Below are 13,540 nucleotides of genomic sequence, written 5' to 3' on the forward strand. Positions count from 1 at the left end.
AACGGGCGCACCTGTACGGCCATCGGGGACGTCTGCGCCCTGGCCCCCGCCCTGGCCCCCGCCCGGGCCGGCGGCCGCGGCGGTGTGTCGAGTGGCGGACCGCGGTGCACGAGGAGATGGTGACCGGCAGGGACCCCTCACCAGAAAGGGCGATCATGCCCGAAGTCACCACCCCGTACGCGACCGGCACCCCGTGCTGGGTCGACCTGATGGCCAAGGACCAGCAGGCCGCACTGGACTTCTACCGCGACCTCCTGGGCTGGCAGGGGCAGCCCGGCCCGGCCGAATTCGGCGGCTACGCCGTCTGCACGCTCGACGGCAAGGCCGCGGCCGGCATCGGCACGGCATCGGCCCCCGAAGGGATGCCGGAGCCGCCGACCGTCTGGACCAGCTACCTGGCCAGCACCGACGCCCAGGCCACCCAGGACGCGATCGTCGCCGCCGGCGGCACCCTGCTCGTCCCGGTCATGGATGTCGGCGACCTGGGCCGGATGCTGATCGCGGCCGACCCGCAGGGCGCGGTGTTCGGCGTCTGGCAGCCGGGCGGGTTCTTCGGCGCCCAGGTCGTCAACGAGCCCGGCGCGCTGACCTGGAACGAGCTGCACACCAACGACATCCCGGCCGCCACCGCCTTCTACGGCGAGGCGTTCGGCATCGAGATCGAGCCGATGCCGGGCGTGGACTCGTACTGGGTGCTGCAGGTCGGCGGCAAGGCGGTGGGCGGCGCCACCCTGCTCGCCAACGACCCGCCCGGCACCCCGCCCCACTGGCTGACCTACTTCGCGGTCGACGACGTCGACTCCACCGTGGACGCCCTGGTCAAGCGCAACGGCACCGTCCTGGCCCCGCCCTTCGACATGGTGGCCGGCCGGATGACCGTCGTCGCCGACCCGCAGGGCGCCCCCTTCGCGATGATCAAGCCCAAGCCGGCCTGACCCCGCCCGCCGCCGCCCCGCCCGCCCGGACTCCCGCTCGCCCGGATTCCCGTCCGGGCGGGCGGGTCCGTGCTCCGACCCTCCGTCAGCCGTCAGCCGTCAGCCGTCCAGCTCCGCGAGGAAGTCCAGCGACGCCGCCCAGGCCCGCTCGGCCGCCTCCTCGTCGTAGTCCGGCAGCTCCGGGTCGGTGAACAGGTGCCCGGCGCCCCGGTAGCGGTGCACCTCCACCTCGGCCCCGGCCCGCCGCATCCGCAGGTACCAGGCGTTCAGCCAGTCCTCCGGCTCGAACGGGTCCGGCTCCGCGATGTGCAGCTGCACCGGGATCTCGGTGGCCGCGTCCTCCCGCAGGTCCGAGGTGCCGTGCAGGAGCAGCAGCCCGCGGGCCTTCTCGTCGGCCAGTGCCAGGTTCTGCGCCACCGCGCCGCCGAGCGAGAAGCCGGCGTACACCAGCCCGCCCTCGGAGACCGGCGCGGCCGCGGTCACCGCCCGCCGCAGCAGCTCGTCACGGCCGCCGAGCTCCTCCTGGAACTCCTGCGCCTCCTCGACGGACTCGAAGGTCCGCCCGTCGAACAGGTCCGGCGTGTGCACGGTGTGCCCGGCGGCGCGCAGCCGCTCGGCGGCGGCGCGCACAGCGGGGCGCAGCCCGTAGGCGGAGTGGAAGAGGACGATCTGGGCCACGGTTCGGGTCCTTCACCAGCGAGGTCAGCTACCCACCCATGATCCCGCATGCCCGGCCGGTGCCCCACCGCACGCCTACGACACCACGTCCTTGCGCGCGAACCCCCGGAACGCCAGCGCCAGCAGCACCGCCGCGTACGAGAGCGACAGCGAGACGCCCTGCACCATGCCGCCCCATTCCAGCTGCGGCTGCAGGGCGTCCGCCCAGGAGTACTGCCAGTGCGCCGGCAGCCACTCCCGCAGGTCGCCCAGCGCGGTGACGGCGTCCAGCACCCCGGTGATGATCGAGGCGAACACCGCGCCGCCGACGGCGCCCAGGGGCGCGTCCGTCGCGGTGGAGAGCCAGAAGGCGAGCGCCGCGATCACGGTCTCGCTCAGGAGGACGAAGGCCACCGCGATGGCGATCCGGGGCAGCGCCTGCCCGGCCGGCAGGCTGACCCCGGCGGGCAGTTCGAGGTCGCCCCAGCCGTACGCGGCGGTGCCGACGACCAGCCCGATCGCGGGCAGCATCACCACCGCCACCGCCGAGAACGCCAGGCCGACGGCGAACTTGCGGGCCAGCAGCCGGGCCCGGGGCACCGGCGCGGCCAGCAGGTAGCGCAGCGAGGACCAGCTGGCCTCGGAGGCGACGGTGTCCCCGCAGAACAGCGCGACGGGGATGACCAGCATGAAGCCGGTGCCGACGAACAGCATGGTGACCGCGAAGTTGGGCCCCGAGGCGGTGGCCAGCTCGATGAAACTGGTCCGGCCCGGACGGCCCGGGGTGCCGCCGATCTGGAACGCGGCCAGGAGGACGAACGGCATGGCGGCCAGTACCCCGCCGATCACCATCGTGCGGCGCCGGCGCAGCTGCCGCATCGCCTCCACCCGCAGCGGCAGCGTCCGGCTCGCCCGGTACCCCTCGGCGTGGTCCCTCGACTCGGCACGGCCCTTCGACTCGGCGCGGTCCTCGGCACGGTCCATCGACTCGGCACGGTCCTTCGACTCGGTGTGGTCCTTCGGGGCGACGCTCACGCTCCACCTCCGATCAACGACAGGAACGCGTCCTCCAGGCGGCGCTGCGGCCCGGCGCTCTCCACCGGTACCTCCAGCCGCACCAGTTCGGCCAGCAGCGTGCTGGCCGCCAGTCCGTCCAGGCGCACCAGCAGGCCGCCGTCGACGGCCTCCACCGAGCCGACCCCGGCGAGCGCGGCGACCTTCTCGACCACCGGCACCGGGTCGTACGGCCCGGCGATGCCGATCATCAGCAGCTCGCCGGCGCCCACGATGTCCCCGACCGGGCCGGCCGTGACCAGCTGCCCGCGGTCCATCACCACCAGGTCCGTACAGCTCTGCTCGACCTCGGACAGCAGGTGGCTCGACACGATCACGGTCCGCCCGCCGGCCGCGTACCGGATCATCACCTCGCGCATCTCACGGATCTGCGGCGGGTCCAGCCCGTTGGTCGGCTCGTCCAGGATCAGCAGGTCCGGCATCCCGAGCATCGCCTGCGCGATCGCCAGCCGCTGCCGCATGCCCTGCGAGTACGTCCGCACCGCGCGGTCCAGCGCCTCGCCGAGCCCGGCGATGGCCAGCGCCTCGTCGAAGCGGGCGTCGGCCTCCGGCCGTCCGGTCGCCTGCCAGTACAGCCGCAGGTTGGCCCGCCCGGTGAGGTGCGGCAGGAAGCCCGCGCCCTCCACGAACGCCCCGACCCGCGAGAGCACGGGCGCGCCGGGCCGCACCAGGTGACCGAAGATCCGGATCTCCCCGGCGTCCGGCCGAATGAGTCCCATCAGCATCCGCAAGGTGGTGGTCTTGCCGGCACCGTTCGGCCCGAGCAGGCCGAGCACCTGTCCCTGCTCCACCCGGAAGCCCAGCTCCCGTACGGCGTAGCGGTCCTGGGCGCCCTTGTAGCGCTTGCTCAGCCCGCTGATCCGCAGCGGCACCGCGGCCAGCTCCGGGTCGAAGGCGGGCCCGGCGGCCCGGCGGCGGCGCAGCCGCGGCGCCAGCACCAGGGCCGCGGCCACCAGGACGGCGATCACCGGCAGCAGCCAGGTGCGCGAGGGCAGCGGAGCCGCCTCGGTGACCAGCTCGGCGACGGTCGGCGCGGTGAGCGCTCCGGCCGGTGCCACCCGGTAGGTGGCCGGCTCGACCGGCGAGGCGTAGGCGAGGTCGGTGGCGGCCAGCACCAGTCGCACCCGGTGCCCGGTGGGGAAGGTGTGGTCCACGGTCGGCAGCGCGACCGTGACGGTCTGCCCGGCGTCCGCGCCGGTGACCCGCAGCGGGGCGGCGAGCTGCTGCGGCAGCACCGCCTTGCCGTCCGGCCCGACGTCGTACAGCTTCGCGAACAGGACCGCGTCCGGCCGGTCCGCCGTCACCCGTACCGGCACGGTCGGCTGCCCGGTCAGGTGCAGCGGCGAGTCCAGCGGCGCCGAGTCGAAGGCGGCGTTCTGCCCGGGGAAGTCCAGTGAGAGCCCGGCGCCCAGCGAGGCCGCCTGGCTGAGTGCGCCGATGCCCGGCAGGGTCGAGATCCCGGGCGGCGCACCGCCGGGAGGGTTGGCGAGGGTCTGCTCGCCGCCCGTCAGCTCGACGGTGCGCGAGCCGGTTCCGCCCAGCCCCGGGTACCGGTCGGCGGTGGCTCCGCGCAGCACGGCCTGGAAGCCGGTCGAGTCGACCCCGCCGGTGCGGGTGACCCGGAAGGCGGCGCCGGTGTCGTTGCCGTCCCCCTTCAGGTAGTGGTCGAACCAGGCCGTCACCCGGTCGTCGACCCGCGCGCTGGTGTCCGTCCCGCCGTCGTGTCCGCCGGCGAACCAGTCCACCGCGACCGGCGCGCCGTTGGCGGCCACCGCCTTGGCGATGCGGTCGCCCTGGTCCAGCGGGAACAGCGAGTCCTGTTGCCCCTGCACCACCAGCGTGGGTGCCTTGAGCTGCGCCGCCACCGAGGACGGGCTGGAGCGCTCCAGCAGCGCGACGGCCTCCGGATCGGCGTGCCCGGCGGTGGCGACCCGGTCGTACATCCGGCAGAGCGAGTCCAGGAACCGCCCGCAGCCGACCGGCCCGTCCGCCGTCGGCTTCGGCCCGCCGCCCTCCCGCGGCACCTCCCCGGAGGGCCCGAGGTCCCCGGCCGAGCCGGTGGTGAAGAAGATCCCGGCCCACAGCTTCTTGAACACGCCGTCCGCCGCGCCCGAGCCCTGGACGCCCTGCGGGAACAGCGCGTCGGCCAGGTTCCACCAGGTGATCTGGGTGGCGACGGCGTCGATCCGGTGGTCGTAGGCGGAGGCCAGCAGCGAGACCGCGCCGCCGTACGAGGCGCCGGTGATGCCGACCTTCGGGTCGCCGGCGGCGTCCAGCTGCACCTCGGGCCGCTGGGCCAGCCAGTCCACCAGGTGCTTGACGTCCTCGACCTCGCGGTCCGGCGCGTTCAGCCCGATCCTGCCGCCCGAGTGGCCGAAGCCGCGCGCCGACCAGGTCAGTACCGCGTACCCCTGCCGGGCCAGCTGCTCGGCGCGCTCGCGCTCGCCCTCCTTGGAACCGCCGAAGCCGTGCGCCAGGAGCACCGCCGGGCGCGGACCGCCGCCGGCGGTGAAGAAGGAGGTGTCCAGCTGGACCTGCTGGGTGCTGCCGGGTGTCTCCGGCATGCTGAGGAAACGGTCCTCCTGGTGGACCGCCCGCTCACCGCCGGACGCCACCGTCGCGGTGCCGGCCGCGGCCACCGCCACCAGGGCCACCGCCCCGGCCAGCAGCCTGCGTCCGACCGTTGTTCCCCGGGCGCGCCAGCGACGCCATGCCCCACCGAACTCCATGGGCGCTGATCGTATCCGCCGTCCGGGTAGGTGTCCGATAAAGCCGCCACACCATTTCGCCCGGTTCGCACCACTGTGCCCGAGTATCGTACGGCGCATGCCCTGGCCGCTGATCTCGCTGCTCGCCACCGTCGCCGCCACCCTGGCGATCGGCTGGATCGTCGACCAGGCCCTCCAGCGGATCGCGGCCCGCAACCCCTCGGCACCGGTCTGGCCGCTGCTGCGCCGCTGCCGGATCCCGCTCCAGCTCTCCGTGGTGTCGGCCCTGCTGCTCGCGGCCAGACCGCTCCAGCGGATCTTCCACCTGAAGGGCGACGCCGGCGCCCAGCACCTGCTCCTGCTGTTCCTGCTCGCCTCGCTGGGCTGGCTCACCGTCCGCGTGGTGGCCGCCCTCCTGGAGGCGCTGCTCAGCCGCTACGAGACCCGCGTCGACGACCCGGCCCGGATCCAGCGGGCGCGCACCCAGATCGGCATGCTCCGCCGGGTGGCCGGCGCGCTGATCGTCGTGGTCACGGCGGCCGTGATGCTGCTGACCTTCTCCGCCATGCGCACCGTCGGCGCCAGCCTGCTCGCCTCGGCGGGCGTCATCGGCATCGTGGCCGGCATCGCCGCCCAGAGCACCCTGGGCAACTTCTTCGCCGGCCTCCAGATCGCCTTCAGCGACACCGTCCGGATCGGCGACACCGTGGTGGTGGACGGCCAGCAGGGCACCGTCGAGGAGATCACCCTCACCTACCTGGTGGTCCGGCTCTGGGACTACCGCCGGCTGGTCGTCCCGGTCTCCTACTTCGTCAACAAGCCCTTCGAGAACTGGACCCGCCGCGACCCCGGCCTGCTCGCCGCCGTGCTGCTCCACCTCGACCACACCACCCCGATGGAGGAGCTGCGCGCCGTCCTGCGCGCCCGCCTGGACCGGCACCCGCTGTGGGACGGCGACGAGTGGGCCCTGCACGTCACCGACACCACGCCCAGCACCATCGTCGTCCGCGCCACCATGACGGCCCGCACCCCGGACGACGCCGCCCGGCTCCGCTTCGACATCCGCGAACAGCTCATCGCCCACCTGCGCGACGAGCACCCCCACGCCCTCCCCCGCCTGCGCACCACCGAAGGCTGAGCCGCGCCCGCGACCGCGCCGGAAGCAGCCACCCCCACCGCCCCGCCCCGCCCCGCCCCGAAAGCAAGAGTTCCCCGCACCCCGACCGGGGCACGGGGAACCGCGCGAAGCGAAGGGCGACCGGCGGGAACCCGCCCCCGGAGGTGCGGCGCCGTCCGCCCGGAACGCCTGCAGCTACAGCATCCGCGTCATCGTCCGGTGCGGGATGCCCGCGGAGTCGTACACGGGCCCCTCGGCCACGTACCCCAGCCGCTCGTAGAACCCGAGCGCCCCCACCTGCGCGTGCAACTCGACCTCCACGGCGCCGCGCTCGACTCCCGCGGCCTCGACCGCCCGTACGAGCACCGCCCCGAGGCCCGTCCCCCGGGCCGCCACGACGACCGCGAGCCGCCCGAGCAGCACGCGCCCCTCGACACCGCCGGTGAGCTCGCGCGCCTGCTCCCCGAAGATCAGCCGCGCCGTCCCCAGCGCGGCCCCGTCGGCCCCGAGGGCCAGCAGGTGCACCGAGGTCGCGTCGTACTCGTCGTACTCCAGCTCCTCCGGCACGTTCTGCTCGACGACGAAGACCTCGCGCCGGACGGCCCGCACGAGCTCCAGGTCCGCCTCCCCCTCGGCGATCCGGACGGCGGCAGCTGCCACCTCAGCTCTCCGCCGCGATGATGTCCAGCGACTTCCTGAGGTCCTCCGGGTACTCGCTGGAGAACTCGACCCACTGCCCGTCCGCCGGGTGCTCGAAGCCGAGCGACACCGCGTGCAGCCACTGCCGGGTCAGACCCAGCCGCTTGGCCAGCGTCGGGTCGGCGCCGTACGTCAGGTCGCCCACGCAGGGGTGCCGCAGCGCGGACATGTGGACGCGGATCTGGTGGGTGCGCCCGGTCTCCAGCTTGATCGCCAGCAGCGACGCGGCCCGGTACGCCTCGATCAGGTCGTAGTGGGTGACGGACGGCTTGCCGTCCCGGGTGACGGCCCACTTCCAGTCCGAGCTGGGGTGCCGGCCGATCGGCGCGTCCACCGTCCCGCTCATCGGGTCCGGGTGGCCCTGCACCAGGGTGTGGTAGCGCTTCTCGGTGATCCGGTCGTGGAACTGCCGCTTGAGGTCGGTGTAGGCGCGCTCGGACTTGGCGACCACCATCAGCCCGGAGGTGCCGACGTCCAGCCGGTGCACGATGCCCTGGCGCTCGGCGGCGCCCGAGGTGGAGATCCGGTACCCGGCCGCGGCCAGCCCGCCGATCACGGTGGGGCCGGTCCAGCCCGGGCTGGGGTGCGCGGCAACGCCGACCGGCTTGTCGACCAGCACGATGTCCTCGTCGTCGTGGACGATGCGCATGCCCTCGACCGCCTCGGCGACGATCCGCACGGGCGCGGCCGGGGCCGGGATCTCGACCTCCAGCCAGGAGCCGGCGGTCACCCGGTCCGACTTGCCGGCCTCGGCGCCGTCGAGCGTCACCTTGCCGTCGGCGGCCAGCTCGGCGGCCTTGGTCCGGGAGAAGCCGAACATCCGGGCCAGGGCGGCGTCGAGGCGCTCGCCCTCCAGGCCGTCGGGAACGGGGAGGCTGCGGATCTGCGCTGCGGTACTCACCCGTACGAGTATGCCGGAAACGCGGCCCTGCCCCCGCCCGCCGGTGGCCGGGGCTACTTCTCGGCATGCTCCGTCTTCTCCGCCTTGTCGGCCTGCTGGTGGAGCGTCCCGTCCGGGTTGCTGCCCCGGAAGGAGAGCAGCACGACCAGGATTCCGCCGCAGACGATCGCCGAGTCCGCGAGGTTGAAGACCGCGAAGTGCTGGACGGAGATGAAGTCCACCACATGCCCGCGGAAGACGCCGGGCGCGCGGAACAGCCGGTCGGTGAGGTTGCCGAGCGCCCCGCCGAGCAGCAGCCCGAGCGCGATCGCCCAGGGCAGGCTGTACAGGCGGCGCGCGATCCGCCAGATCACCACGATGACGGCGGAGGCGATCATCGTGAAGACGACGGTCAGCGCCTGCCCCATCCCGAAGGCCGCGCCCGAGTTACGGATCACCTGGAAGGTGACCACGTCCCCGATCACCTTGATCGCCGCGTGGTTCTCCAGCCGGGCGACCACCAGCAGCTTGCTGCCCAGGTCGATCAGGAAGGCGAGCACCGCCACGACCAGCAGCACTCCGACCCGGCGCCGGCCCTTGGACTTCTCGGTCCCCGCGTCGCCCACGGACGCCCCGGTCGGCTCCGCCACGGGCACCTCCACGGCATCGGCGGGGGACGGGACGGCGTCGTCCCGGGTCTGGGGGGAACCTTGCGTGCTGATGATCCGCTCCGCTGCCGATGGAGCTCCCCCGGTCCGCAGGAGGGGGAGGGTGGTGGGCCGGTGACAGCCTGCCCGCGTTCACGAACGCGTCAGGCGACGTTACTCGGGCGACGTTACGGGGTCGAGCGTACGGCAAGCCCGACCCCCCGCGGCGCTCCGGTCGCCCGGTTCAGCGGCGTTCCTGCTTGGCCTTGCACTGCACGCAGAGCGTCGCCCTGGGGAAGGCCTGCATCCGGGCCTTGCCGATGGCCTGCCCGCAGGACTCGCAGGTGCCGAAGCCGACGCCCTCCAGCCGATCCAGCGCGCGCTCGGTCTGGGCCAGGCTGTCCCGCGCGTTGTTGGCCAGCGCCAGCTCGCTCTCCCGCGAGATGTTCTTCGTACCGGCGTCCACCTGGTCGTCGCCGGCTCCGTCGTTGGAGTCGCGCATCAGGCCGGAGATGGCCGCCTCGGCGGCGCCGATCTCGGTCCGGAGCCGGTCCAGGTCGCTGATCAGCTCGTCGTGCAGCTCGTGGACCTCCTCGGCGGTCCACGGGTCCTCGCCGGGCCGGACCGGCAGCGTGGCCGGGTCCACCGACTCGGCGCCGCGCGGCGCGGTGACGGTGTCGGTGCTGCTCTTCGGTGCGGTAGTGGTCACAGGCCCCTCCCCTGGGTCGACCGCCACGGCCTTGCGTGCCCGCTTGGTGGCGGTGCCCGCGCCGGTTCCCTTCTCAGCCATGGCTTTCGACCCCATCTACGAACGAATCGAGCCGCCGGTTCCCGGCGGCTTCCAGTGCCGGAACGATAATCCCGATCAAAACCGGTCACAACATGACATACCGACGCCTCATAACGTTCCCACCCAGGCAGCCGTCCCAACCGTCACGCCCCGTGCGCTCAGAGATTTGTGCCCAGATCGACTCCGGCTAACCTCCCTCGGCGAACGCCCCCGGAACGCTCCCGAAGCGCCCCCGGAGTGCTCCGGACCGCCCACCGGGAAACGGTTTGGACAAACCGGCGCGCCCGGCCGATACACTGGCCGTGCAAGGCGCAGATGGGACGAGTACCGACGTACGCAGCCACCAGCGACCCGGGGACGGTGCGAGCCCGGGGGTGTGCACGACGGGAAGATCACCCCGGAGCCGCCGGAAGAACGGCCGCCGCGATGCCGCGGTGGCCCACTAGACCCGGCAGCAAGCCCAAACAAGAGGGCCGCGAACGCAGCACCGCGGCCAAGGAGGGTGGTACCGCGGGACGGCCTGGCCGTCTCGTCCCTCCGGAGGATCCAGTCCCGCATCCACCGGAGGTAGACGCCGCGATGGCCAGCTCCTACAACCCCGTCCCCGCGCAGGTGGATCTGCCTGCCCTGGAGCACCAGATCCTGTCCTTCTGGCAGGACAACAAGATCTTCCAGCGCAGCCTGGAGCAGTCCGAGGGCCGCCCCGAGTGGGTGTTCTACGAGGGCCCGCCCACCGCCAACGGCATGCCGGGCGCCCACCACATCGAGGCCCGCGTCTTCAAGGACGTCTTCCCGCGCTTCCGGACCATGAAGGGCTACCACGTCGCCCGCAAGGCCGGCTGGGACTGCCACGGCCTGCCGGTCGAGCTCGCCGTCGAGAAGGAGCTGGGCTTCTCCGGCAAGCAGGACATCGAGGCGTACGGCATCGCCGAGTTCAACGCCAAGTGCCGCGATTCGGTGACCCGCCACACCGACGCCTTCGCCGAGCTGACCACCCGCATGGGCTACTGGGTCGACCTCGACGAGGCCTACCGGACGATGGACCCGTCGTACGTCCAGTCCGTCTGGTGGTCGCTCCAGCAGATCTTCGACAAGGGCCTGCTGGTCCAGGACCACCGGGTCGCCCCCTGGTGCCCGCGCTGCGGCACCGGCCTGTCGGACCACGAGCTGGCCCAGGGCTACGAGACCGTGGTCGACCCCTCGGTCTTCGTCCGCTTCCCGCTCACCAGCGGCCCGCTGGCCGGCCGGGCCGCCCTGCTGGTGTGGACCACCACCCCGTGGACCCTGGTCTCCAACACCGCCGCCGCCGTCCACCCGGAGGTCACCTACGTGGTGGCCACCGACGGCGAGGAGCAGCTGGTCGTCGCCGAGCCGCTGGTCGCCAAGGCGCTCGGCGAGGGCTGGGAGACCACCGGCGAGTCCTTCAACGGCGCCGAGATGGAGCGCTGGGCCTACCGCCGCCCCTTCGACCTGGTCGAGATCGAGAACGCCCACTACGTCCTCAACGCCGACTACGTCACCACCGAGGACGGCACCGGCATCGTCCACCAGTCCCCCGCCTTCGGCGCGGACGACCTCGCGACCTGCCGCAAGTACGGCCTGCCGGTGGTCAACCCGGTGCTCGGCGACGGCACCTTCGCCCCCGAGGTCCCGCTGGTCGGCGGCCAGTTCTTCAAGAAGGCCGACGAGGCCCTGGTCGCGGACCTCAAGGAGCGCGGCCTGCTCTTCCGTCACCTGCCGTACGAGCACAGCTACCCGCACTGCTGGCGCTGCCACACCGCGCTGCTCTACTACGCGCAGCCGTCCTGGTACATCCGGACCACCGCCGTCAAGGACGCGATGATCCGCGAGAACGAGGCCACCAACTGGTTCCCGGACACGGTCAAGCACGGCCGCTTCGGCGACTGGCTGAACAACAACATCGACTGGGCGCTCAGCCGCAACCGCTACTGGGGCACCCCGCTGCCGATCTGGCGCTGCGAGGAGGGCCACCTCACCTGCGTCGGCTCGCTGGCCGAGCTGTCCGAGCTCACCGGCACCGACCAGAGCGGCCTCGACCCGCACCGCCCGTACATCGACGCGGTGACCTTCGCCTGCCGCGGCTGCGGCGGCACCGCCACCCGCGTGCCCGAGGTCATCGACGCCTGGTACGACTCGGGCTCGATGCCCTTCGCCCAGTACGGCTACCCGTACCAGAACAAGGAGCTGTTCGAGAAGCGCTACCCGGCGCAGTTCATCTCCGAGGCGATCGACCAGACCCGCGGCTGGTTCTACACGCTGATGGCGGTCGGCACCCTGGTGTTCGACAGGAACAGCTACGAGAACGTCGTCTGCCTGGGCCACATCCTGGCCGAGGACGGCCGCAAGATGTCCAAGCACCTGGGCAACATCCTCCAGCCGATCCCGTTGATGGACCAGCACGGCGCCGACGCCGTCCGCTGGTTCATGGCGGCCGGCGGCTCGCCCTGGTCGGCCCGCCGGGTCGGCCACGGCACCATCCAGGAGGTGGTCCGCAAGACCCTCCTCACCTACTGGAACACCGTCGCCTTCCAGGCCCTGTACGCCCGCACCTCGAACTGGGCGCCCTCGGCGAACGACCCGGCCCCGGCCGACCGTCCGCAGCTGGACCGCTGGGTGCTCTCCGAGCTGAACACCCTGGTCCGCGAGGTCGACGCGGCCTACGAGGCGTACGACACCCAGCGCGCCGGCAAGCTGCTGTCGGGCTTCGTCGACGACCTGTCCAACTGGTACGTCCGCCGCGGCCGCCGCCGCTTCTGGCAGGGCGACGCCGCCGCGCTCGCCACGCTGCACGAGGCACTGGAGACGGTCACCCGCCTGATGGCCCCGCTCACCCCGTTCATCACCGAGCGGGTCTGGCAGGACCTGGTCGTCCCGGTCGCCCCGGAGGCCCCGGCCTCGGTGCACCTGGCCACCTGGCCGGAGGCCGACGAGTCGCTGATCGACACCGAGCTCTCCCGGCACATGGCGCTGGTCCGCCGCCTGGTCGAGCTGGGCCGGGCCACCCGCGCCGAGTCCGGTGTGAAGACCCGTCAGCCGCTCTCGCGCGCGCTGGTCGCCGCCCAGGGCTGGGAGGAGCTGCCCGCCGACCTGCGCGCGCAGATCGCCGAGGAACTCAACGTCGCCACCCTCGAATCCCTCGCCGAAGTGGGCGGCTCGCTCGTCGACACCACCGCCAAGGCCAACTTCCGCGCGCTGGGCAAGCGTTTCGGCAAGGGTGTCCAGGACGTCGCCAAGGCGGTCGCCGCCGCGAACGCCGCGCAGCTCGCCGCCGACCTGCGCGCCTCGGGCACCACTTCCGTCGAACTGAACGGTGAACCGATCACCCTCTCCCCCGACGAGGTGATCATCACCGAGACCCCGCGCGAGGGCTGGGCCGTCGCCAACGAGTCCGGCGCCACCGTCGCCCTCGACCTGGCCATCACCCCGGAGCTCAAGCGGCTCGGCATCGCCCGCGACGCCATCCGCCAGATCCAGGAGGCCCGCAAGAACTCCGGCCTGGACGTCGCCGACCGCATCGTCCTGCGCTGGCGCGCCACCTCGGAGGAGACCGCCGAAGCCATCGCCGAGCACGGCCCCCTCGTCGCCGAGGAGGTCCTCGCCACCGACTTCGCCGCCGGTGCGGCCGACTGGGACTCCGAGACCTTCGCGGACGACTCCCTCGGCCTCGCCTTCCAGCTCCGCAAGGCCTGACCCGCACCACCCCCGAACCGCCGCCGGGCTCCCCGCGGGGCGGCGGTTCCGCATTTCCCCCGCCCCAACCCACGTTCAGCGCCCACCCACCCCTCCCTCCTCCCTCACTCCCCAGCGAGAGGAGCACCCCCCGCCCCCGAGAGCACCCCGAACCACCCCCAGCGCGAAAGGTGCCCCTCCCCGCGAGAGGGACGCGCTGCGGAAGGGGGCGGCGCAGGGGGTGGGTGCGGAGAGGGGCGTGACGGGTGATTTTCAGACTGCCAACGACGCCCAGCGCCCCACCCACAGGGTCGGCAGTCTGAAAATCATCCAGCCCCCGGAG

General features: G+C 73.0%; 10 protein-coding genes. 3 read left to right on the forward strand and 7 right to left on the reverse strand.

The window, feature by feature from the left end; translation table 11 throughout:
- The first annotated feature begins 155 nt into the window (after positions 1-155).
- Entirely contained in the window at positions 156-935 is a 780-nt protein-coding gene (locus tag ACWGJO_RS32860; protein WP_452189360.1) for a VOC family protein, read from the forward strand.
- A 99-nt stretch (positions 936-1,034) separates the two neighbouring features.
- Here the strand turns inward: ACWGJO_RS32860 and ACWGJO_RS32865 are convergent, their stop codons facing one another.
- The 3 genes from ACWGJO_RS32865 to ACWGJO_RS32875 all read right to left on the reverse strand — a co-directional run bounded on the left by ACWGJO_RS32865 (position 1,035) and on the right by ACWGJO_RS32875 (position 5,395).
- Positions 1,035-1,613 carry a dienelactone hydrolase family protein gene (locus ACWGJO_RS32865; protein ID WP_380548667.1) on the reverse strand — a complete coding sequence of 193 codons (579 nt, stop codon included), beginning with the start codon at positions 1,611-1,613 and terminating at the stop codon, positions 1,035-1,037.
- A gap of 75 nt (positions 1,614-1,688) precedes the next feature.
- Positions 1,689-2,576 carry an ABC transporter permease gene (locus ACWGJO_RS32870; protein WP_452189375.1) on the reverse strand — a complete coding sequence of 296 codons (888 nt, stop codon included), beginning with the start codon at positions 2,574-2,576 and terminating at the stop codon, positions 1,689-1,691.
- A 47-nt stretch (positions 2,577-2,623) separates the two neighbouring features.
- On the reverse strand, positions 2,624-5,395 hold the full coding sequence (locus tag ACWGJO_RS32875) for an alpha/beta fold hydrolase (protein WP_452189362.1): 2,772 nt from the start codon (positions 5,393-5,395) through the stop codon (positions 2,624-2,626).
- A gap of 97 nt (positions 5,396-5,492) precedes the next feature.
- Between ACWGJO_RS32875 and ACWGJO_RS32880 the strand changes: the two genes are divergently transcribed.
- Positions 5,493-6,512, forward strand: coding sequence for a mechanosensitive ion channel family protein (locus tag ACWGJO_RS32880; protein WP_452189363.1), 1,020 nt, complete (start codon positions 5,493-5,495; stop codon positions 6,510-6,512).
- A 174-nt stretch (positions 6,513-6,686) separates the two neighbouring features.
- Here ACWGJO_RS32880 and ACWGJO_RS32885 read toward each other — a convergent pair whose 3' ends face one another.
- From ACWGJO_RS32885 to ACWGJO_RS32900, 4 genes are all read right to left on the reverse strand, one after another.
- The gene (locus ACWGJO_RS32885; protein WP_452189365.1) at positions 6,687-7,151 is read right to left on the reverse strand and encodes a GNAT family N-acetyltransferase; all 465 of its coding nucleotides are present in this window, start codon (positions 7,149-7,151) and stop codon (positions 6,687-6,689) included.
- Position 7,152: 1 nt separating this feature from the next.
- Positions 7,153-8,091, reverse strand: coding sequence for an RluA family pseudouridine synthase (locus ACWGJO_RS32890; protein WP_452189367.1), 939 nt, complete (start codon positions 8,089-8,091; stop codon positions 7,153-7,155).
- A 53-nt stretch (positions 8,092-8,144) separates the two neighbouring features.
- A complete protein-coding gene (gene lspA / locus ACWGJO_RS32895) occupies positions 8,145-8,720 on the reverse strand; it encodes a signal peptidase II (protein ID WP_452189369.1) in 576 nt (191 codons plus the stop codon).
- Between the two features lie 241 nt (positions 8,721-8,961).
- Complete coding sequence (locus tag ACWGJO_RS32900; protein WP_359908365.1) at positions 8,962-9,426, reverse strand: TraR/DksA family transcriptional regulator; 465 nt, start codon at positions 9,424-9,426, stop codon at positions 8,962-8,964.
- A 660-nt stretch (positions 9,427-10,086) separates the two neighbouring features.
- Here ACWGJO_RS32900 and ileS point away from each other — a divergent pair.
- Positions 10,087-13,218 (forward strand): isoleucine--tRNA ligase, encoded by a 3,132-nt coding sequence (gene ileS, locus ACWGJO_RS32905; RefSeq protein WP_452189371.1) that lies wholly within the window; start codon positions 10,087-10,089, stop codon positions 13,216-13,218.
- Positions 13,219-13,540: the final 322 nt, after the last annotated feature.

The sequence above is a fragment of the Kitasatospora sp. NPDC054795 genome, assembly GCF_053611565.1.